This window comes from Pseudomonas sp. UYEF17 (genome assembly GCF_040546125.1).
In the GTDB taxonomy this organism is placed as follows: Bacteria; Pseudomonadota; Gammaproteobacteria; order Pseudomonadales; family Pseudomonadaceae; genus Aquipseudomonas; species Aquipseudomonas putida_Z.
Window position 1 is genome coordinate 76,886 of record NZ_JBEPNE010000019.1, and the last position, 21,737, is coordinate 98,622.

At 63.9% G+C, this 21,737-nt stretch carries 13 protein-coding genes and 1 pseudogene; 5 read left to right on the plus strand and 9 right to left on the minus strand.

Features of this window, described 5'->3' with window-relative positions; genetic code table 11:
* Positions 1-93: 93 nt before the first annotated feature.
* Positions 94-1,362, minus strand: coding sequence for a cation:dicarboxylate symporter family transporter (locus ABIB24_RS22660; protein WP_085591144.1), 1,269 nt, complete (start codon positions 1,360-1,362; stop codon positions 94-96).
* Between the two features lie 27 nt (positions 1,363-1,389).
* Positions 1,390-1,803 (minus strand): VOC family protein, encoded by a 414-nt coding sequence (locus tag ABIB24_RS22665; RefSeq protein ID WP_137163842.1) that lies wholly within the window; start codon positions 1,801-1,803, stop codon positions 1,390-1,392.
* 90 nt (positions 1,804-1,893) lie between these two features.
* Between ABIB24_RS22665 and ABIB24_RS22670 the strand changes: the two genes are divergently transcribed.
* Positions 1,894-2,751, plus strand: coding sequence for a LysR family transcriptional regulator (locus ABIB24_RS22670; RefSeq protein ID WP_354317270.1), 858 nt, complete (start codon positions 1,894-1,896; stop codon positions 2,749-2,751).
* 10 nt (positions 2,752-2,761) lie between these two features.
* On the opposite strand, the gene ABIB24_RS22675 is transcribed toward ABIB24_RS22670, so the two are convergent.
* From ABIB24_RS22675 to ABIB24_RS22705, 7 genes are all read right to left on the minus strand, one after another.
* Entirely contained in the window at positions 2,762-3,949 is a 1,188-nt protein-coding gene (locus tag ABIB24_RS22675) for a beta-barrel domain-containing protein (RefSeq protein WP_354317272.1), read from the minus strand.
* On the minus strand, positions 3,939-6,101 hold the full coding sequence (locus ABIB24_RS22680; RefSeq protein ID WP_085663644.1) for a type I secretion system permease/ATPase: 2,163 nt from the start codon (positions 6,099-6,101) through the stop codon (positions 3,939-3,941). The genes ABIB24_RS22675 and ABIB24_RS22680 overlap by 11 nt, the downstream gene beginning before the upstream one ends.
* A complete protein-coding gene (locus ABIB24_RS22685; RefSeq protein ID WP_025338979.1) occupies positions 6,091-7,362 on the minus strand; it encodes a TolC family protein in 1,272 nt (423 codons plus the stop codon). The genes ABIB24_RS22680 and ABIB24_RS22685 overlap by 11 nt, the downstream gene beginning before the upstream one ends.
* On the minus strand, positions 7,362-16,487 hold the full coding sequence (locus tag ABIB24_RS22690) for an Ig-like domain-containing protein (RefSeq protein ID WP_354317273.1): 9,126 nt from the start codon (positions 16,485-16,487) through the stop codon (positions 7,362-7,364). The genes ABIB24_RS22685 and ABIB24_RS22690 overlap by 1 nt, the downstream gene beginning before the upstream one ends.
* A 408-nt stretch (positions 16,488-16,895) precedes the next feature.
* Positions 16,896-17,207, minus strand: a complete 312-nt coding sequence (locus ABIB24_RS22695) for a hypothetical protein (RefSeq protein WP_354317275.1) — start codon at positions 17,205-17,207, stop codon at positions 16,896-16,898.
* A gap of 130 nt (positions 17,208-17,337) precedes the next feature.
* The gene (locus ABIB24_RS22700) at positions 17,338-17,670 is read right to left on the minus strand and encodes a hypothetical protein (RefSeq protein WP_049866762.1); all 333 of its coding nucleotides are present in this window, start codon (positions 17,668-17,670) and stop codon (positions 17,338-17,340) included.
* Positions 17,671-17,984: 314 nt separating this feature from the next.
* Positions 17,985-18,137, minus strand: coding sequence for a hypothetical protein (locus tag ABIB24_RS22705; protein WP_354317274.1), 153 nt, complete (start codon positions 18,135-18,137; stop codon positions 17,985-17,987).
* 492 nt (positions 18,138-18,629) lie between these two features.
* Here ABIB24_RS22705 and ABIB24_RS22710 point away from each other — a divergent pair, with 492 nt between their 5' ends.
* From ABIB24_RS22710 to ABIB24_RS22725, 4 genes and pseudogenes are all read left to right on the plus strand, one after another.
* Complete coding sequence (locus ABIB24_RS22710) at positions 18,630-19,304, plus strand: SOS response-associated peptidase (RefSeq protein ID WP_137163837.1); 675 nt, start codon at positions 18,630-18,632, stop codon at positions 19,302-19,304.
* A gap of 10 nt (positions 19,305-19,314) precedes the next feature.
* Positions 19,315-19,482, plus strand: a complete 168-nt coding sequence (locus ABIB24_RS22715; protein ID WP_170978841.1) for a hypothetical protein — start codon at positions 19,315-19,317, stop codon at positions 19,480-19,482.
* Positions 19,483-19,485: 3 nt separating this feature from the next.
* A pseudogene (locus ABIB24_RS22720) lies at positions 19,486-19,854 on the plus strand (site-specific integrase).
* 32 nt (positions 19,855-19,886) lie between these two features.
* Positions 19,887-21,473: an ABC-F family ATPase gene (locus ABIB24_RS22725; protein ID WP_025338972.1), complete on the plus strand. Its 1,587-nt coding sequence runs from the start codon at positions 19,887-19,889 to the stop codon at positions 21,471-21,473.
* Positions 21,474-21,737 lie beyond the last annotated feature (264 nt).

Here is a 21,737-nt window from a genome sequence, read left to right on the forward strand (position 1 = left end):
TTCTGGAAACATGGCCGCATCCCCAAATGGGCAGGTTTTCAGGGATGCAGCAATTCCCGTTCCAAACGCTTGGCTGAACGAGCCTCCCCTCTGCTATCGAGATGATTGCTCCGTAACCACGACATCAGCCGGCAATGTTCCGGCGCGGCTTTCCCATTTTGCGACCACGATCGGCGCCAGCGCATTGCCGAGCACGTTCAATGCCGTAACGGGCATGTCCATCAATCGATATACCCCTGCAATCAGAGCCACGCCTTCCAATGGCAAACCTGCCGCTGTCAGGGTTGCAGTCAGAATCACAAACATGAACCCGGGCACTCCGGCAGCGCCTTTGGACGTCAATACCATGATGAATACCAGCATGACCTGGTCGGCCAGGGCCAGTTCAATATTGTAGGCCTGCGCGATAAACAGTGTACCCAGGCCCGCAAACAGCGACGCGCCATCCAGATTGAATGAATAACCCAACGGGATCACCAGCGATGTGATAGCTCGCGGCACACCCCGTGCTTCGGTCTTGGCCATCAATTGCGGCATGACGGTGGCGGAACTCGCGCTGCTGAAGGCCAGTATCAGTTCATCCTTGAAGGCCTTGATGATCTCGAAGATATTCTCGCCAACAGCCCTGGCAACAAGGCCCAGCACGGCAATCGCGAAGAACAGTACCGCCACATAAGTAATGGCTATCAGCTTTGCCAGCGGCATCAGTGAATCAATCCCGAAGGTCGACACGGTGACAGCTATCAGGGCAAAGATGCCGATCGGTGAGTAGGCCATGACCATATGAGTGACCTTGAACATGGTATCCACTACCGTCTGCAGCACGGCAACCAAAGGCTGCCTCCTGGGTTCATCCAGCGTAGACAGTGCCACCCCGAACAAGATGGCGAAGAACAGTACCGACAACAGCTTCGCCTCTGCCATTGCGGCCACTACATTATCAGGAATGATGCCCAACAATACCTTGCCGAGCCCTGCCGAACCATTTTGCACCGGTGGCACTGCTTCACTCGCCGATGAAACGGCGAAACCCGCACCGGCGCCTGGCTGGAGCACGTTACCGACCAACAAGCCGAAAATGATTGCGACCCCGGTCACAACAAAGAAATAGACAAGACTCTTTGTTCCCACCCGCCCCAGGGCGCGCTTGCCAGAGCCGGCTATGCCTACCACCATGCAGGAAAACACCAGCGGCACGATGATCATTTTCATCAGTTTTATAAACGCGTCGCCCGCCGGCTGTAGCACTTGTTCGATCCACCACCCCTTGTAATCGGGAAAATGATTCAACAACACGCCAACGCATATACCGACAGCCAGGCCAATTGCAATTTGCGTGATTAAATTTATTTTTATTCTCACAGGACTGATCTCTGTTTTTATAAGACACTAGGAAGCAAAGACTGCACTCAAATTCTTGAACCCCTTGATTTCGATCGGGTTACCACTTGGGTCCAGGAAAAACATTGTCCTCTGCTCGCCAGGCTCACCCTCGAAACGTACAACCGGTGGAATTTCGAACTGCACGCCCAGAACTTCAAGGCGTTCAGCCAAGGCTTGCCAGCGATCCAGAGGCAATATCACCCCGATATGAGGCATCAGTACAAGGTGCGGGCCGACCTTGCCAGTGCGGCTGGTTTCAAAGGGCTTGCCCACATGCAGAGATATCTGGTGACCAAAGAACTCGAAGTCTACCCACGTATCAGTGCTACGCCCTTCGACACAGCCAAGAACCTCTTTATAGAATTTTCTTGCTTCATCCAGATCTTTGACATGATAAGCAACATGAAAGGGTGTCAACATGATGGTACTCCTCAAACGGAGCCACTATCCTCACACCGCCCGGCATTCATGTACACCAACTGACACTTGGCCTGAGCATAAGCATTACTTATGGACATTCAAAATCTGGAAAGCCTCATATCTGTTGTTGAATGCGGCTCCATTGCGGGTGCGGCAAAGAAAGCAAATGTTTCAGCCGCTGCAATAAGTTTGCGCATTCGAAACCTGGAGAAACACTTGGGCTGCACTCTCTTCAGTAGAGAGGCACACGCGATAAGGCCGACAGAAAAGCTGATGGCATTGATTCCACGGATACGTTGCATCGTCGAGCATGCCAATCAGCTCAGGAACGACCTGAACGCCGATACGCTGACCGGGGAACTGCGCATTGGCGCCATATCAACCGCCCTCACCGGCCTTGTACCGGCAGCACTGGAGCATTTGTCATCCTCCGCGCCCGACCTCAAACTCACCATCACGCCCGGTGACTCGAAACTGCTTCATGACAAGCTGATCAATCAGGAACTGGATGCGGCAATTCTGGTGGCGCCACCCTTCAAGACAGCAAAATCGTTGAGAACGCTCACGTTGCGCAGCGAACCGCTGTGCTTGTTGGCACCTGCCGCGGCCTCCCAGGCTGAAGCGCAGGCAATGCTCGCCACCGGGCCCTATATCCGATATGCCGTGGACTCCTGGGGCGGCCTGATAACCCAGCGTTATCTGGACGATCTGGGCCTCGCGCCCAGCGTGGCTTGCGACCTGGATGCGCTCGAGGCCATCAGCCTGTTGGTGTCGCTGGGGCAAGGTGTTTCCTTGGTACCGCAATGGCCGTCATTGCTGGAGCAATCGCCAACCGCCCGGATTCTGAGCGAAGAACCCAGGTACTGCCGCGACATAGTGTTGGCCTACAGTGCCGGCCATCACCGCACATCGGCAATCAAGCTGCTGGCATCCGTACTGATGGCCTGACACCCCCAGTTCAGTACAGACGGGCCTTGATCAGCGGGCGCAGCAAGTAATTGAGCACGCTGCGCTTGCCGCTGAGGATATCCACCTCGGCAACCATGCCGGGGATGATCGGCAGCACCTCCTCACCGCGCTTGAGCTGGCTGCCGTCAGTGCGGATCAGCACCTGGTAGTACGACTCCTTGCCGTGCGGGGTGTCCTCCTCGATGGTGTCGGCGCTGATCTGCTCCAGGGTGCCCTTGAGGTCGCCATAGATACTGAAGTCGTAGGCGGTGATCTTCACCTTGGCCGGCATGCCCGGCACCAGGAAGGCCACGTCGCGCGGCTTGATCCTGGCTTCGACCAGCAGGCGGTCCTCCACCGGGATCACTTCCATGATCGCCTCGCCGGGCTGGATCACCCCGCCACGGGTGTTGATCAGCACGGTGTTGACCCGCCCACGCACCGGCGAAACGATCCCGGTACGGCGCAACTGGTCCTGGCGCTGCTGGACGATCGGCTCCAGGGCACTGAGGTCGGCCTTGCGCTGTGAGCGTTCGGTGTAGGCATCCTGGAAGTAGCTGCTCTTCAGCTCGGTGAGCTTGCCGTTGAGGGTAGCGATGTCCTGGCTCAGGCGCAGCGCCTCCATCTGGCTCACCGCACGCTTGGCCACCAGCGGGCGAACCAGGTCGAGCTGGCTCTGGGCCAGGCTGATCTGCCTCTGGATCGCCTGGCTACCTTCGAGCAGCTTGTCCCGCCGCGACTTGAACAGCTCGCGCTCGGAACGCGCCAGCGGCCCTTGCGGGTCGATGTCCGATGGAAACTCGATGGCCGCCTTGCCCAGCACTTCGGCGTCCAGCCGGGCGATGGCCGCGCGCAGCACGCCGGCCTGGTTGGCCGACTCCTGGAAATTGGTGAGAAAGCGCGTCTCGTCCAGGCGCAGGAGCGGCTGCCCGACCTCCACCAGGTCGCCCTCCTGCACCAGCAGACGGTCGAGAATGCCCCCTTCCAGGCTCTGGATCTTCTGGATACGGCTGAACGGCACCACCCGCCCATCGCCGCGCGTCACTTCATCGAGCTCTGCCCAGGCGGCCCAGGCGACGAACAGCAAGACGCTGCCGAGCAGGGTCCAGAGCAGCGGGCGATAGGCCGGGTGAGTGGTCGCCAGCAAGGGGTCGGCCAGTTGCCGGCGCAGCACTACAGAACTTTTTTCAGCTGCCATGGCCGGCTCCTTCGGCGACCTGCGGCGCCTGCACCTGGTTGCCCAGCACCACCTGGTTCAGCGGGCCGTCCATGATCACCTGGCCGTTGCGCAGCACCACTGCACGGTCCACCAGCGCCAAGACGCTTTTCTTGTGGGTGGTGATGATCAGGGTACGGCGGCCCAGCCATTTCTGCAGGTAGTCGATGACCTGCTTCTCGCTGTTCTGGTCGAAGGCCGCGGTCGGCTCGTCGAGCAGCAGGATCGGCGGGTCCTGCAACAGTACGCGGGCCAACCCCACCGCCTGGCGCTGGCCACCGGAGAGGCTGGCGTTGCCCTGGATCGGCATGTCCAGCCCCAACGGGTGGGCGCGTACGAAAGTGCCCAGCCCCACGCCATCGAGGGCTTCCAGCAATTCCTCGTCACCCAGCGCGGCGTTGGCCAGGTTGAGGTTTTCGCGCAGGCTGCCGTGGAACAGCGCCACGTCCTGCGGCAAGTAGCCGATGCCGCGCTGGCGGTCGGCCGGGTCGAGCTGGCTCAGGGCGATATCGTCCAGCAACAGCCGGCCGGATTGCGCGTCGAGCAGGCCGCTGAGCAGCCGCAGCAGGGTCGACTTGCCGGCGCCGTTGCCGCCAAGCAGCGCCACCCGCTCGCCGGCCTGGATGTTCAGCGCCTGCACGTCGACCACCGGTGGGCTGTCGCCGTGGGCCAGGCGCAGCGCCTCCAGGCGGTAATGCCCGTGCAGCCGGTCGCGGTGCACGAAGCGCTTGCCGGCGGGCCGCTCCTGCTCGGCGGACATCAGCTGGTCGAGGCCCTCCAGCGCCACCTTGGTGTGCTGCCAGCGGCCAAGAATGGCAGCAGCCTGGGACAGCGGTGCGATGGCCCGCGAGGCAAGGATCGAACAGGCCACCAGGGCACCGACGGTCATCGCGCCGTCGCTTATCCGGTAGACGCCGAACACCACCACCCCGACATAGCACAGTTGCTGGACGATGCTCGCCGAATAGCTGAGCGTCGAGGCCAAGGCGTGGGTCTTCATTGCGGTACCGGCCAGTTCCCCGGTGAGCGTCTCCCACTGCTGGCGGCAGCGGCCTTCGGCACGCGCAGCCTTGACCGTCTCCAGGTGTTCGAAGGCTTCCAGCAGCACGCTGTTCTTCATCGCCCCCTCGCGCAGGTTCTGCCGCGACAGGTGCCCCAGCAGGCGCTGGGTCAGCAGCCCCGGCAGCAGCATCAACACGCAGGCCACCAGCGGCACCCAGACCACATGGCCACCGATCACGGCAATGATCAACAGGAAGATCACCACGAACGGCAGGTCGCTGATCAACGCGGCGCTGGACGAAGTGAAGAATTCGCGGACCGACTCGAACTCACGCACCTGGGTACTGAACGCGCCCATCGACGCCGGTTTGGCGGCGATCCGGGTGCTCAGCACACGTGCGAACAGCAGGCTCGACAACTGCAGGTCCAGGCGCTTGCCGAGAACGTTCAGCAGGTGCCCGCGAAGGATCCGCAATACCCCGTCGACGATGATCGCCAGGGCCACGCCGCTGGCGAGTATCCAGAGGGTATCGAAGGCCGCGTTGGGTACCACGCGGTCGTACACCTGCATGGCGAACAGCGCCGAGGCGACGGCCAGGACGTTGGCCACCAGGGCCGCCGCCGTTACTTCCGCATAAGAGCGCCAGAGCCGCTTGAGCGGCCCGAAGAACCAGTGCTCCGGCAGGCCGCTGGCGTAGTCGCCCACCCGCCCGTCGGGGTGGTAGCGGCACTTGGCGAACACCGCCGTGCCGCTGTAAAGCGCCTCCAGAACGGGCAGCGCCATGCACTCACGGCCGCCGTCGCTCTGCGGCACCAGCACCTCGTACTGCTCACCCTCGATGCCAACCAGCAGCAGGCTGCGGCCATCATCGAGCAACAGCAGGGCCGGCAGCAGGTAGGCGTCCATCTGCCGCAACGGCAGCTCCGCGACCCTGGCAGTGATGTCGGCGCGGCGCAGGGCGCGGGCGACCAGGCGCAGCGGCAGGCGTCCGTGCTCCAGTGCCAGGCCGTCGACCAGCTCGGCGTCGCCCAGCGGCCGGCCCAGTTGCCGGCACAGCAGCAGCAGGCCCTGGCGCAGCGGGTCGTCGTGGTTCAGGGTCACGACATTATCCGGGGATTGTTCAACTTCCATGATTCAACCGATTCTCCAGTAATGCCCCCAACAGCCCGACCTGCGCGGCCGCCCGGTACTCGATGCGCTTGCGCTCGATGTGCAGATTGATCAATTGCCGCTCGGCCTCGAAGCGTTCGCGCTGCACGTTGAGCAAGTCGATCACGTCGCGCCGGCCGACCTCGAACTGCTCGCGGTACAGCTCGCCCACCTGCTCCGACTCCGTCACCTGCTGGCTCAGCGACTGTTCCCGCCAGCGCAGGGTGTCGCCATTATCGAACAGCGTCTGCAACTGCCGGCGGATGTCACGTTGCATCGCATCGGCCGTCCATTGCGCCGACTCCAGACGCTGTTGCGCAGCGGTCGGCCGGCGGAAGTTGGAAAGCCCCTGGAAGGTATCCATGCGAAAGCGCAGCGACATCACCGAGTCGCTTTCCGGGCGACCGCCGATCTCCCGGCGCAACGCGGAGGCCTCCAGGTTCAACTGTGGCAGCAACGAAGCCTTGGCCTCGCGGACTTGCGCCTCGGCGACATTGGCGTCCTCCAACGCCTTGCGCTGCAACGGCGACTCGCGTATCACCCGCGTCATGTCGCTGGCAGCCAGGTAGCGCTGCAGCGACATCGGCTCGGGCTCCACCAGTTCGGAGGGGTCCTGGCCAACCAGGATCGCGTACTGGTTGCGCGCGTCCTGCAGGTTGCCCTTCTCCAGCGACAGCTGTTCCTGGGCACGCGCCAGTTCGAGGTTGGCGCGGTCCAGTTCGCTGCGGTCGGCGTAACCGTCGCTGCCGCGCGCCTGGGTCATCTCGCGGATGCCGTCGAGGCGCTGGATGTGCTGGCGCACCGTCTCCACCCGGCGCTCCGAGGCAAGCACATCGAGATAGGTCTCGACGATATCCAGCGCCGCATCGTCGCGCGCCACCAGCACCGCCTCGGACAGCTTGCGCCGGGTGGCACTGGCGCTGTCGACCTTGCTCGTCACCCTTCCCCAGTCATACAGCATCTGCGAGACGGTGACGTCGTAGACGACCTCGCCAACGTCGAACTCCTGCGGCCCTCCGGACATGGTGACAGAGGGGTAATAGCCACCCTTGGCGATCTCCACCTCGGTGCCCGCACGATCCGCTTCGGCCATCGCCGAACGCACCTGCGGGTGGATCGCCAACCCCGCCCGCACCGCCTGGTCAAGCGGGATGGCCGGGGCGGACAACGGCAGCCCCAGGCACAGGAGCCAGAGGGCTCCCGCGCCACGGCGCCGTCCCTTGAGCACGGACAGGCCGCGCATCAGACCACGACCTGTACCGTGTTGTCCTCGATCAGCAGGGTACTGCTGCCAAAGTTGTAGACATCGTAGGTAATGCCGTTGAGCTGCTGCGTGGTCCCGGTGTTCACGGCACCCACCACGTTGAGGGTGTCGTTGCTCTCGCCGGTGATCTGCAGGATGTTGTTACTGTCGGTGATGGCGTCGACCTCCGCGGCGGTCAGGGTCAGTACGCTCCCCGAGTCGCCCTTGCCGAGGTCGATGCGCTCGATGTTGGAGAGCGTGCCGACGCCGACAGCGTTGTAGTCAAGATCGATGCCGTCGGCCAGGATCAAGGTGTCGAAGCCCGCCCCGCCGTCGATGCTGGTGAAGTTGGTCGCAGTGATCTGGATGGCGTCGTTGCCGTCGCCGGCCACTACCTGATCGCCGGTCCCCACGTTGAAGATCAGGTCGTTGCCATCGCCTCCGTTGATGTGCTCCGAACTGCCGTTCGACCCGGACATGACATCGTCCCCGGCGGTGCCGTTGACGTCGATCTGGCCGATGTTCAGCGACAGCCCGTTAGGGGCCAGGGTGATGCCGTAGGCCGAGCTGTCGTTGCCGTTGGTGTCGGTGGCGACGATGTTGAACGAGATCTGCGAACCGAGGTTGAGGATATCGGTGATGTTCAGCCCCAACTGGGTGAGGACGGTCGGGCTCAGCAGGTTCAGCGAGAAGTTGCCCGAGCTGTCCGCCTGGATCGGCAGCAGTTCGACGTTCAGCGCCGGGGTGATGACACGGATCACCACGCTGGAGTCCGGCTCGGTGGTGCCGCTGAAACCGAACCGCGGGTTCAGCGGGTTGAGGCTGACATCGACGCCGAAGTTGCCGATGGTCACTGGCTGCTCGATGCTGCCGCCAACGCCGATGGTCGCCACATTGCTCGTGTTGCCGGCCGGATCCTCGCCGGTGACCGAGACCTGGGCGTTGAGCAACTGGTCCAGGGTAAGGTCGATGTCCAAGTCGGTGAGCAGGTTCAGCGAAGCCAGCCCGCTGTTGTCAGCTGTCACCGTAGCGGTGGCGGTGACGCCGCCGATGTCCACTTCAACCGTAAGTTCGGTTCCCGGATCGGTGGAGATGGTCAGGATGCTGCCCACCAGCGACAGCACCGGTGTTGCAGGCGGGATGGTGTCGATGGTGAACGGCACCGAGATCGAAGCAGTACCGCCATTGATGTCTGCAGTGACGGTAGAAGCGCCCTCCGGGAACGGCCCCATGCCACCGCCAGGGGGAATGGTCACGGTGACGCTGCCGGCCAGGATATCGCCGGCGGTGATGGTGTGAGTTGCCTGCGTCTCGTAGCCGTTCTGCCCGGCGAAGGCGACGGTGATCACCTGGCCGACCTGCATGGTCGGGCGGATCGTCACGTCGACCTGAATGCCGTCGCTGATCTCCGCAGCGTTGATCCAGGTGTCGGCGGCTTCCGGCACACTGATGGTCGGCGGCGCCAGGTCCGGCGCGTTGATCGTCGCCGGGCCGCTGATGTTACCGGCAGCGTCGGCGGTAACCCCGCTGATCAGCTCGCCGGTGATCAGCGGTGGCGCCAACGGCAGGCTGAAGTTACCGGCGCCGTCGACATTCACCGTGATCGGGTTGGCGGTATCGCCGTCGATCACGAGGCGTACCTGGCTGTTCGGCTCGGCGGTACCGGTCAGCAGCGCACCGTCGGCACTGATGCTCAACAGCGGTGCCGACGGCGCCACCGAGTCGACCGTGGTACTGGCCGGGCCACTGCTGTTGCCGGCGGCGTCCTCGGCCACCGCGTTGACCACCGTGCCATTGGCCAGCGGCGTGGTTGGGGTGAAGCTCCAGTCGCCACTGCCGTCGGCGGTCGTCTCGCCGATCGGGTTGCCGCCACCATCGGTGAGGATGACGGTGGCGCCGGGCTCAGCAGTACCCGTGAGGACCACACCATTGCTCGGCTCGATAGTCGGCGCGGCCGGGGCGATGGCGTCAACGGTGACGCTGCTCGGCCCGCTGGTATTGCCGGCCGGGTCCTGGGCCACGGCGTTGATCACCGTGCCGTTGGCCAGCGGTGTACCGGGCGTGAACGACCAGTTGCCACTGCCGTCGGCGGTCGTCTCACCGATCGGGTTGCCGTTGCCGTCGGTGAGGATCACCTTGGCCCCGGCTTCGGCGGTACCACTGATCTCGGTGCCGTTGCTCGGCTCGATCGTCGGCTCGCCGGGGGCTACCGCATCCACCGTGGTGCTGACTTGTGGGGTGCTGGTGTTGCCGGCGGCGTCCTGGGCCACGGCATTGATGACCGTGCCGTTGACCAGCGGCGTACCGGGCGTGAACGACCAGTTGCCGCTGCCGTCGGCAGTGGTCTGGCCGATCGGGTTGCCGCTGCCGTCGGTGAGAATCACCTTGGCCCCGGCCTCAGCGGTACCACTGATCACCACCCCGTTGCTCGGGTTGATGACCGGTGCGGCCGGCGCGACGGCGTCAACGGTGGCGCTGGTCGGCCCGCTGGTGTTGCCGGACGGGTCCTGAGCCACGGCGTTGATCACCGTGCCGTTGCCCAGCGCAGGCGAAGGCGTGAAGGCCCAGTTGCCACTGCCATCGGCGGTCGTCTGGCCGATCGGGTTGCCGCTGCCGTCGGTGAGGATCACCTCGGCTCCGGCTTCGGCGGTACCACTGATCACCACCCCGTTGCTCGGGTTGACGATCGGTGCGGCCGGGGCGATGGCGTCAACGGTGACGCTGGCCGGCCCGCTGGTATTGCCGGCCGGGTCCTGGGCCACGGCGTTGATCACCGTGCCGTTGGCCAGCGGCGTACCGGGCGTGAACGACCAGTTGCCACTGCCATCGGCGGTGGTCTGGCCGATCGGGTTGCCGCTGCCGTCGCTGAGGATCACCCTGGCGCCGGCTTCGGCGGTACCACTGATCTCAGTACCGTTGCTCGGCTCGATCGTCGGCTGGCCAGGGGCTACCGCATCCACCGTGGTGCTGACTTGTGGGGTGCTGGTGTTGCCAGCGGCGTCCTGGGCCACGGCATTGATGACCGTGCCGTTGACCAGCGGCGTACCGGGCGTGAACGACCAGTTGCCGCTGCCGTCGGCCGTAGTCTGGCCGATCGGGTTGCCGCTGCCGTCGGTGAGAATCACCTTGGCCCCGGCCTCAGCGGTACCACTGATCACCACCCCGTTGCTCGGGTTGGTGACCGGTGCGGCCGGCGCGACGGCGTCAACGGTGGCGCTGGTCGGCCCGCTGGTATTGCCGGACGGGTCCTGAGCCACGGCGTTGATCACCGTGCCGTTGCCCAGCGCAGGCGAAGGCGTGAACGCCCAGTTGCCACTGCCGTCGGCGGTCGTCTCGCCGATCGGGTTGCCGCTGCCGTCGGTGAGGATCACCTTGGTCCCGGCTTCGGCGGTACCACTGATCACCACCCCGTTGCTCGGGTTGACGATCGGTGCGGCCGGGGCGATAGCGTCAACGGTGACGCTGGCCGGCCCGCTGGTATTGCCGGCCGGGTCCTGGGCCACGGCGTTGATCACCGTGCCGTTGGCCAGCGGTGTACCGGGCGTGAACGACCAGTTACCACTGCCATCGGCGGTGGTCTGGCCGATCGGGTTGCCGCTGCCGTCGGTGAGGATCACCCTGGCGCCGGCTTCGGCGGTACCACTGATCTCAGTACCGTTGCTCGGCTCGATCGTCGGCTGGCCAGGGGCTACCGCATCCACCGTGGTGCTGACTTGTGGGGTGCTGGTGTTGCCAGCGGCGTCCTGGGCCACGGCATTGATGACCGTGCCGTTGACCAGCGGCGTACCGGGCGTGAACGACCAGTTGCCGCTGCCGTCGGCAGTGGTCTGGCCGATCGGGTTGCCGCTGCCGTCGGTAAGGATCACCTTGGCCCCGGCCTCAGCGGTACCACTGATCACCACCCCGTTGCTCGGGTTGATGACCGGTGCGGCCGGCGCGACGGCGTCAACGGTGGCGCTGGTCGGCCCGCTGGTGTTGCCGGACGGGTCCTGAGCCACGGCGTTGATCACCGTGCCGTTGCCCAGCGCAGGCGAAGGCGTGAAGGCCCAGTTGCCACTGCCATCGGCGGTCGTCTGGCCGATCGGGTTGCCGCTGCCGTCGGTGAGGATCACCTTGGTCCCGGCTTCGGCGGTACCACTGATCACCACCCCGTTGCTCGGGTTGACGTTCGGTGCGGCCGGGGCGATGGCGTCAACGGTGACGCTGCTCGGCCCGCTGGTATTGCCGGCCGGGTCCTGGGCCACGGCGTTGATCACCGTGCCGTTGGCCAGCGGCGTGCCGGGCGTGAACGACCAGTTGCCGCTGCCGTCGGCGGTAGTCTGACCTATCGGGTTGCCGCCGCCGTCGGTGAGGATGACAGTGGCGCCGGCTTCGGCAGTACCACTGATTTCCGTGCCATTGCTCGGTTCGACCACCGGAGCGGCCGGCGCCACGCCGTCCACGGTAATGACCGCCGGCGCACTATCGGTCCCACCGGGGTTGCGCGCCACCGCGTTGACCACGGTGCCATCCGGCAACGGAATGCCGGGTGTGAACGACCAGTTACCGGTGCCGTCGGCGGTGACCTGGCCGATCGGGTTGCCGTTGCCATCGGTGAGGATAATGGTGTTACCAGCATCGGCAGTACCGCTGATCACCGAGCCGTTACTCGGGTCGACCTGCGGAATCGACGGCAGCGACGAGTCCACGGTGGTGCTACCTGGAGCACCCGTATTGCCGGCGGCATCGGTCGCCGTGGCGTTGACCACGGTACCATTGGGCAGTTGCGTGCCCGGGGTGAACGTCCAGTTGCCGCTGCCGTCGGCAGTGACTTCGCCAATCGCATTACCATTGCCATCGGTGAGAGTCACGGTGCTGTTCGGCTCGGCAGTACCGTTGATCACGGCGCCGTTGCTCGGATTGACCACTGGCGCGGCGGGTGCGATCGAATCCACCGTGGTGCTGCCCTGCGGGCCAGTGTTGCCGGCTGGGTCCTGGGCGACGGCGTTGACCACCGTGCCATTGGCCAGCGGCGTGGTCGGGGTGAAGCTCCAGTCGCCGTTGCCGTCGGCGGTGGTTTGGCCGATGGGGTTGCCGCTGCCATCGGTCAGGATGACGGTGCTGCCCGGCTCGGCGGTGCCGCTGATTTCGCTGCCGTTGCTTGGCTCGACGACTGGTGCAGCCGGGGCTACCGAGTCCACTGTGGTGGCGGCCTGCGGACCGGTGTTGCCGGTCGGGTCGGTTGCCGTGGCGATGATTACGGTACCGTTGGCCAGCGGCAAGCCGGGGGTGAAGCTCCAGTTGCCGCTGCCGTCGGCGGTGACCTGGGCGATCGGGTTGCCGCCGAGGTCGGTCAGGGTGACGGTGGCGCCCGCTTCAGCGGTACCGCTGATGGTCGCGCCGTTGGTTGGATTGATTACCGGTGCAGCCGGCGCGCTGGAATCGACGGTGACCGTCGCTGCCGGGCTGGTGTTGCCCGCCGGGTCGCTCGCCGTGGCATTGACCACGGTGCCATTGGGCAGCGGCGTGGCTGGGGTGAACGTCCAGTTGCCGCTGCCGTCAGCTGTGACTTCGCCAATGGGATTACCGCTGCCGTCGGTGAGGGTCACGGTGCTGTTCGGCTCGGCGGTGCCACTAAGACTGCTGCCGTTGCTGAGATTGATGGTAGGTACACCCGGGGCCACGCCGTCCACGGTGGTGCTGGCCGGCCCGCTGGTATTGCCGGCCGGGTCGGTCGCCGTGGCGTTGATCACGGTTCCGTCGGCCAGCGGCGTACCGGGGGTGAAGCTCCAGTCGCCGCTGCCGTCGGCAGTGGTCTGGCCGATCGGGTTGCCGCTGCCATCGGTCAGGGTGATGGTACTGCCTGGCTCGGCGGTGCCGCTGATTTCGCTGCCGTTGCTCAGTTCGACCACTGGTGCGGCCGGGGCTACCGAGTCCACCGTGGTGGCGGCCTGCGGACCGGTGTTGCCGGTCGGGTCGGTTGCCGTTGCGATGATTACGGTACCGTTGGCCAGCGGTGTGCCGGGGGTAAAGCTCCAGTTGCCGCTGCCGTCGGCGGTGACCTGGCCGATCGGGTTGCCGCTGCCATCGGTCAGGGTGACGGTGGCACCTGCTTCAGCGGTACCGCCGATGGTCGCGCCGTTACTCGGATTGATTACCGGTGCAGCCGGCGCGCTGGAATCGACGGTGACCGTCGCTGCCGGGCTGGTGTTGCCAGCCGGGTCGCTCGCCGTGGCATTGACCACGGTGCCATCGGGCAACGGCGTGGCTGGGGTGAACGCCCAGTTACCGCTGCCGTCGGCGGTGGCTTCGCCAATCGGATTACCACTGCCGTCGGTGAGGGTCACGGTGCTGTTCGGCTCGGCGGTGCCGCTGAGGCTGCTGCCGTTGCTGAGGTCGATGGTGGGCACGCCCGGGGCCACGCCATCCACGGTGGTGCTGCCCTGCCCGCTGGTATTGCCGGCCGGATCGGTCGCCGTGGCATTGACCACGGAGCCATCCGGCAACGGTGTGCCTGGGGTGAACGACCAGTTGCCGCTGCCGTCGGCAGTGGTCTGGCCGATCGGGTTGCCGCTGCCGTCGGTCAGGGTGATGGTGCTACCCGGCTCGGCGGTACCGCTGATTTCGCTGCCGTTGCTCGGCTGGACCACCGGCGCGGCCGGGGCCACCGAGTCCACTGTAGTGCTCGATGGAGCGCTGGTATTGCCGGTCGGGTCGGTCGCGGTGGCGTTCACCACGGTGCCGTTGGGTAACGGGCTGCCCGGTGTGAAACTCCAGTTGCCACTGCCGTCGGCGGTGACTTGGCCGATCGGGTTGCCGCTGCCATCTGTCAGGGTGACGGTGGCACCCGCTTCAGCGGTACCGCCGATGGTCGCGCCGTTGGTGGGATTGATCACCGGTGCAGCCGGCGCGCTGGAGTCGACGGTGACCGTCGCTGCCGGGCTGGTGTTGCCAGCCGGGTCGCTCGCCGTGGCATTGACCACGGTGCCATCGGGCAACGGCGTGGCTGGGGTGAACGTCCAGTTACCGCTGCCGTCAGCGGTGGCTTCGCCAATCGGATTACCACTGCCATCGGTGAGGGTCACGGTGCTGTTCGGCTCGGCGGTGCCGCTGAGGCTGCTGCCGTTGCTGAGGTCGATGGTGGGCACGCCCGGGGCCACGCCATCCACGGTGGTGCTGCCCTGCCCGCTGGTATTGCCGGCCGGGTCGGTCGCCGTGGCATTGACCACGGAGCCATCCGGCAACGGTGTGCCTGGGGTGAACGACCAGTTGCCGCTGCCGTCGGCGGTGGTCTGGCCGATCGGGTTGCCGCTGCCGTCGGTCAGGGTGATGGTGCTGCCCGGCTCGGCGGTACCGCTGATTTCGCTGCCGTTGCTCGGCTGTACCACCGGCGCGGCCGGGGCCACCGAGTCCACTGTGGTACTTGATGGAGCGCTGGTGTTGCCGGTCGGGTCGGTCGCGGTGGCGTTCACCACGGTGCCGTTGGGTAACGGGCTGCCCGGTGTGAAACTCCAGTTGCCACTGCCATCGGCGGTGACCTGGCCGATCGGGTTGCCGCCGGCATCTGTCAGGGTAACGGTGCTGCCCGGTTCAGCGGTGCCACTGATCGTGGTGCCATTGCTGGGGTTGACCACTGGTGCAGCCGGGGCCTGCGCATCCACTGTCGTGCTCGTCGGAGCGCTGGTGTTGCCAGCTGCATCCTGGGCCACCACGTTGATCACGGTACCGTCGGGCAGCGGTGTCGCGGGGGTATAGCTCCAGTTGCCACTGCCATCGGCCGTCACCTGGCCGATCGGATTACCGCTGCCATCAGTGAGGGTTACGGTGCTGTTCGGCTCGGCGGTACCGCTGAGGCTGCTGCCGTCGCTCAGGTCGATGGTGGGAGCGCCCGGCGCCACGCTATCCACGGTGGTGCTGCCCTGCCCGCTGGTATTGCCAGCCGCGTCCTGGGCCACCGCGTTGACCACGGTACCATCGGGCAGCGGGGTCGCGGGGGTATAGCTCCAGTTGCCGTTGCCATCGGCCGTCACCTGGCCGATCGGGTTACCGCTGCCATCGGTGAGGGTCACGGTGCTGTTCGGCTCGGCGGTACCACTGAGCTCGGTACCATTGCTCGGGTTGATCACGGGTGCCGCTGGCGCCACGCCGTCGATGATGATGCTGGCGGGCGGGCCGCTGTTACCGGCGGCATCCACTACCACTGCTTTGACCACCGTGCCATCGGGCAGTGGGCTATCGGGTGTGTACGACCAGTTGCCGTTGCCGTCGGCAGTAGTCTGGCCGATGGGGTTGCCGTTGCCGTCGGTGAGCACCACGGTGCTGCCCGGCTCGGCGGTACCGCTGAGGCTGGAGCCGTTGCTCGGGTTGATTTGCGGCGCATCGGGGAAGTCAGGGGCCTGCACGGTCGCGGGCGGGCTGCTATTGCCGGCCGGATCGGTCACCACCACGGTAACCGTTTCGCCGTTGGTCAGTGGCGGATTCAGTGGAATCTGGAATTTGCCGTCGGGGCCGACCACCACGCTGACGTCGGTTTGCCCGTCGCCGTTGCTGTCGATGCCCACGGTGGCGCCCGGCTCGGCCGTGCCGCTAATGCTGCTGCCATCTGGGGCAATCTGCAGTCCGCTGGCAGGCGCCGGTGCCGTGGTGTCAGGCGGCACACTGCCGTCACCGCCGCCACCACCGCCGCCGCCATCGTTGCTGTTGGCGATCGCGACGCCGCTGCCAATGATCGCAGCCCCAGCCAGCAATGCAGCGCCGGGGCTGAGCCCGGCAATGGTGCCGTCGGCGCCAGTGAGCGACTCGAACCCGGCCGCAGTTTCCTGGGGTACATAACCTGCCAACAGCGGCCCATCGGCAGCGACCGGGGGCAGGTCGACGGCCAGCAGCTTGTCCCGGTCTACCAGGTACAACTGGCTTACCGGCTGCCCTTCGACATAGAAGTTGGCAATGCGCAGGCTCTCGCCAGACTTCAGTTGTACGATCAGGTCCGCCCCGCTTTTTGTGTAGCTCGTCACGCTTTCGGGAGCAATATCCAGAACAATGTTACTGCTCTGAGTAAGCGTCAGGATTCCGTTATCGGGGATTGCGATAGGGGCGGCAGAATTAACACTTTGAGCGAGGGGAGATACCTTGGCCTGAATCGACATACGTGACAGTCCTTTTGTCAACAGCACGACCGAGCGATCGCACGCGTATAACCAGAAATAGCACGCCCCCCATAAAACGCCAGACGCTCTTTAAAATATTTCAGGAAGGTCTCTTGCGGCGAGGATCATCATCAAGGCTCGCAAAAATCTACTTGATCTATTACTTTTGAGTTAGCCCTTTCCTCACTGCAGGATGGCGTAACTTAAAGTTGGTGTTAACAGGAAGGTATTAGTTGAAAAGTAGCCGCCCCACACCTTGATAAATGCAAACAGATCGTGTTTTCTTCAAGCTCTTGACGAACCTTTCAACTTGAGCCTGGGCCAGCTCGACAGCAAGGCAGATTATCGAGCAACATGAGACAGTAGGCCGCTCGGTGCTGGCCTTCGAGCGGCTCGTTCAGCGTTTCCCTAGCTTAACTTGAGCTTTGCCACTTTGCTCAGTGCCCACCCACTGAACACGTAGAACGCATCCAGATAGAAGCGGCCTTCGTAGTTCGGTAGCGGTTCACGATTCAACAACAGCTCGGGCATGTCGGGCGTCGGGGGAAACAGCGCATAAAAGCCGTTGGGCAACACCGCCAACGCGATGAGCAGCAGGTAGGTCACGGCCCGCAGCATGGTGGCGCGGTTATCGGATTGCTCCGCCCATTTCAGGCCGAACCAGGCGACCAGGCCGGCAACCGGCAACACCCAGAAATGCGTCGGCATTCCAATGAACATTTCAGCGACAACGCTTCTTGCTTCCAACCTGGTGCTCTCCGTTCAAATGAGCGGATTATTGCCGCTGGGGTCGGCAAATGCAAAAAGCCCGCTCTCGAGGGCGGGCATTTTGTTCGCGAGGGTCAGTTGATCATGCTTTAGAACACATCAGCGCGGCGTCCAGCAGCCTGCCATGGTCGTACCAGGCATCGCGTTGATAGGCCGCAAACTGGCGCTGGTTACCCGTGCCCCGCACCTCGACCAGGCCACCCGCCTTGTCGGGGTCGGTACTATCGACGAACAGTCTGACCGAGTTATCGCCATCGACCTGGTAGGTTTTCACATTCCCTTGAAGTTCGCTTTTGACGCATCCCAGGTACGCCGGCGTACTTCTTTCCGTGGCCCCGGCCGCATACCCATGGCCCTCACGCACATCGGGGTCATGTGCGCAGCCTGCCATGAACAGTGTGGCGAAAGTGGACATCAGTATTGCACCTGCTACCGATCTTGAGCTCTTCACGCGACACGCTCCTGCCGCCCCATCGAGTAACTTGGGAAAGTGTTGCCAAGCCGCATGCCTTTTTTTGGTTTTTGTTTGCCCATGTTACTGCTCAACGTCAGCCGGGCAATATGCTTGTTTGCTATATCGGTTTCAGGGCGGGCTTTCCCCGCGAAGTTAACCTTCGTTCATGGATAAGCGGGCAAGTTCCAGACAGGCCAGCCTGGGCGAGCATGCGTAGTCTTGCAGTGTGTTCGCACAGGCCTGGCCGCAAACGGAAGGGATTACTGCCTGCATCATTAGCGGCGGTAGTCCTGACCACCATGGTATCCATCGTTGAAATGCCGGTGATGGCCGCCGCCGTGATGCCCACCGTGGTGCCAATATGGCCAGCAACCACCGAGCAGCAGCAACCCTGACAACACTACGACCCATGCAGTCTTGCGTTTCATGTGCGTACCTCCGGCCAGGTGAAACCAGGCCTTGCTTACGTTGGACCGCACAAAGGAGGGATGTTCAGGCAGGGGCCGGCCGTTGGTCTTCTTGCCAGCGATTTCATGCGCAGGACATTCCGGTACCGTATGGCCATGAACCCGCCAGAGCGCGAGCAAAACCCGACCAAGACCGGATTGTCTTCCTGCTGGTGCCCCGATTCCGGGGGGCTGAACCCACAATCGGGGGTCAGGCGATGGCCTTCAGGAACACCAGTGTCGCCACCAGATCCAGGAGCAGTACGGCAACCACAACGAAGGCCATGTAATAGCGGTCATCCTGAGTCATTTTTGCGTTCCCCGAATGATCAATGCCTCAGGGTCAAAGCAATTGCTGTTCCAAAGCCGTGTCACATCCGATCAGGGTCGTTCCGTCCATGCTCGGCCCCCCTGCTGCCATGTGCCTGAGGAACCATGCCCTGGCCTATGCTCATGGTTTCGGAGGAAGCGAATATGTGCGGAAGGCTCAGCCAGTACCGTGGCATACATGACTTCGTTGAAACCCTGAGCCTGCCAGAGGCCTGGCGGAACAACGTCGGCGACCAGCCGCTTGGCCGGTACAACATCGCGCCGACCACGCCGGTGGCAGTACTGCGGATGGATGACGTAGGCCCACGGGCGGACCTGGTGAGGTGGGGATGGCGACCGCACTGGGCGAACGATCGCGCTGCGCCGATCAACGCGCGGGTCGAGAAGGTGGCGCATGGTCCATTCTTCCGGGCGATCTGGCCGCACCGGGCCATCACCCCTATCGACGGCTGGTACGAATGGGTTGATGAAGGTGGGCCGAAGAAGCAGCCGTACTACATCCGCCGCCAGGATGGGCGCCCTGCCCTTTGCGCCTCGATCGGCCAGTTCACCGGCACCGTGCACGACGGGTTCGTCATCATTACCGCGGACGCTCAGGGCGGAATGGTCGACGTTCACGACCGCCGGCCTGTCGTGTTGTCGCCAGAACTGGCGTACGAGTGGATCGCGGCAGCAATGCCCAGCGAGCGCGCAGAACAACTGGTGCTCAACCTGGGTGAGCCGGCCGAAGCCTTCGAGTGGTACCGGGTGGGTATCGCCGTGGGGAATGTGCGCAACCAAGGTGCCGAGCTGATGAGCCCGCTTCAGCGTATGATTTGAATGCGCAGCGATGCAGGATCGTAAGTGCGGCGCCTGCGATCATTGCGATGAGGACCGTATCCCTGCAATCAGCCATACCGAGCTGGCCAAGATCTCGCGCCTCTATGCGACGCGTAGAAGTATCTGCAGATCAGTGCTGCTCAACGAGCGCGCGCTGAATGCCATCCAGCAGGCCTAGAGGATGGCAACTCTCCAGCGCAGGGCATCCCAAGCCAGCGCACCCGATCCGCCCATTTCTGTTCCAGCCGAGCAAAGGTGGGCTGTGGATCAACGAACCAAGTGTTACAATCCGCCACTTCAAATCGGCGCCCAAGGCGCTGAACATCCGTGAACGCCGTCAGTACGACACCCGCCACACCTACGCCACCCTATGCCTGATGCCTGGGATGAACCCGCGTTCATCGCGAACCAGCTTGGTCACAGCGTCGAGATGTTGCTTTCTACCTACGCGAAATGGATCAGCTCCTCCTCGGACTGGAGGGAGCTGGAGAAGCTGCCGCCCCGAGTCGAATTGGCCCAAAATTGGCCCAAGACTGACGAGATGGCCTAAATACACCTCTGGAACCCCCGCAGGACAAGCACTTGATTTCTACCGCCAACATCACCATGCAGTTCGGCTCCAAGCCGCTGTTCGAAAACGTTTCCGTCAAATTCAACAACGGCAACCGCTACGGCCTGATCGGCGCCAACGGTTGCGGCAAGTCGACCTTCATGAAGATCCTCGGCGGTGACCTGGAGCCGTCCGGCGGCCAGGTCATGCTCGAGCCGAACACCCGCCTGGGCAAGCTGCGCCAGGACCAGTTCGCCTACGAGGAATTCACCGTGATCGACACGGTGATCATGGGCCACGGCCAACTGTGGAAGGTCAAGGCCGAACGCGATCGTATCTACTCGCTGCCGGAAATGACCGAGGAAGACGGCATGGCCGTCGCCGAGCTGGAAACCGAATTCGCCGAGATGGACGGCTACACCGCCGAATCCCGTGCCGGTGAACTGCTGCTGGGCCTGGGTATTCCGCTGGAACAGCACTTCGGCCCGATGAGCGAAGTGGCACCGGGCTGGAAGCTGCGTGTCCTGCTGGCCCAGGCGCTGTTCTCGGACCCGGACGTGCTGCTGCTCGACGAGCCGACCAACCACCTGGACATCAACACCATCCGCTGGCTGGAAACCATCCTCACCGCGCGTAACAGCACCATGGTGATCATTTCCCACGACCGGCACTTCCTCAACAGTGTCTGCACCCACATGGCCGACCTGGACTACGGCGAGCTACGCGTATTCCCGGGCAACTACGACGAGTACATGACCGCTGCCACCCAGGCCCGCGAGCAGCTGCTGTCGGACAACGCCAAGAAAAAAGCCCAGATCGCCGAACTGCAGACCTTCGTCAGCCGCTTCTCGGCCAACGCCTCGAAGGCCAAGCAGGCCACCTCGCGGGCCAAGCAGATCGACAAGATCCAGCTGGCCGAGGTCAAGCCGTCGAGCCGGGTGAGCCCGTTCATCCGCTTCGAACAGACCAAGAAGCTGCACCGCCAGGCCGTCACCGTCGAGAAAATGGCCAAGGCCTTCGACGACAAGGTGCTGTTCAAGGACCTGGGCTTCACCATCGAGGCTGGCGAGCGCGTGGCGATCATCGGCCCCAACGGTATCGGCAAGACCACCCTGCTGCGCACCCTGGTCGGTGAAATGACCCCGGACAAGGGTGAAGTGAAGTGGACCGACAGCGCGGAAGTGGGCTACTACGCCCAGGACCACGCCCACGACTTCGAAGACGACATGACCCTGTTCGACTGGATGGGCCAGTGGACCTCCGGCGAGCAGGTGATCCGCGGCACCCTCGGGCGCATGCTGTTCTCCAACGACGAGATTCTCAAGTCGGTGAAGGTGATTTCCGGTGGTGAGCAAGGCCGCATGCTGTTCGGCAAGCTGATCCTGCAGAAGCCGAACGTGCTGGTGATGGACGAGCCGACCAACCACCTGGACATGGAATCGATCGAGGCGCTGAACCTGGCGCTGGAAAACTACCCGGGCACCCTGCTGTTCGTCAGCCACGACCGTGAGTTCGTGTCGTCGCTGGCCACGCGCATCATCGAGCTGTCGGCTGATGGCGTGGTGGACTTCAGCGGTACCTACGACGATTACCTGCGTAGCCAGGGTGTAGTGGTCTGATTGATGGGCGGCCTGGCCATCTTGTATGGCTGGGCCGGCCTCTTCGCGGGCATGCCCGCTCCCACAGGGACTGCGTAGCATTTGAGGCCTATGCAAAATCCTGTGGGAGCGGGCGAGCCCGCGAATGACGATTACCTGCGTAGCCAGGGTGTGCTGGTCTGATTGATGGGGCGGCCTGGCCATCTTGTATGGCTGGGCCGGCCTCTTCGCGGGTAAACCCGCTCCCACAGGGACTGTGTCGCACTTGAGGCCTATGCAAATCCT

Bases quoted from the DNA above. Each gene is read 5' to 3' on its own strand.
- ABIB24_RS22665 (WP_137163842.1), bottom strand. From the start codon at position 1,803: ATGTTGACACCCTTTCATGTTGCTTATCATGTCAAAGATCTGGATGAA.
- ABIB24_RS22670 (WP_354317270.1), top strand. From the start codon at position 1,894: ATGGACATTCAAAATCTGGAAAGCCTCATATCTGTTGTTGAATGCGGC.
- ABIB24_RS22675 (WP_354317272.1), bottom strand. From the start codon at position 3,949: ATGGCAGCTGAAAAAAGTTCTGTAGTGCTGCGCCGGCAACTGGCCGAC.
- ABIB24_RS22680 (WP_085663644.1), bottom strand. From the start codon at position 6,101: ATGGAAGTTGAACAATCCCCGGATAATGTCGTGACCCTGAACCACGAC.
- ABIB24_RS22685 (WP_025338979.1), bottom strand. From the start codon at position 7,362: ATGCGCGGCCTGTCCGTGCTCAAGGGACGGCGCCGTGGCGCGGGAGCC.
- ABIB24_RS22690 (WP_354317273.1), bottom strand. From the start codon at position 16,487: ATGTCGATTCAGGCCAAGGTATCTCCCCTCGCTCAAAGTGTTAATTCT.
- ABIB24_RS22695 (WP_354317275.1), bottom strand. From the start codon at position 17,207: ATGTTCATTGGAATGCCGACGCATTTCTGGGTGTTGCCGGTTGCCGGC.
- ABIB24_RS22700 (WP_049866762.1), bottom strand. From the start codon at position 17,670: ATGTCCACTTTCGCCACACTGTTCATGGCAGGCTGCGCACATGACCCC.
- ABIB24_RS22705 (WP_354317274.1), bottom strand. From the start codon at position 18,137: ATGAAACGCAAGACTGCATGGGTCGTAGTGTTGTCAGGGTTGCTGCTG.
- ABIB24_RS22710 (WP_137163837.1), top strand. From the start codon at position 18,630: ATGTGCGGAAGGCTCAGCCAGTACCGTGGCATACATGACTTCGTTGAA.
- ABIB24_RS22715 (WP_170978841.1), top strand. From the start codon at position 19,315: ATGCAGGATCGTAAGTGCGGCGCCTGCGATCATTGCGATGAGGACCGT.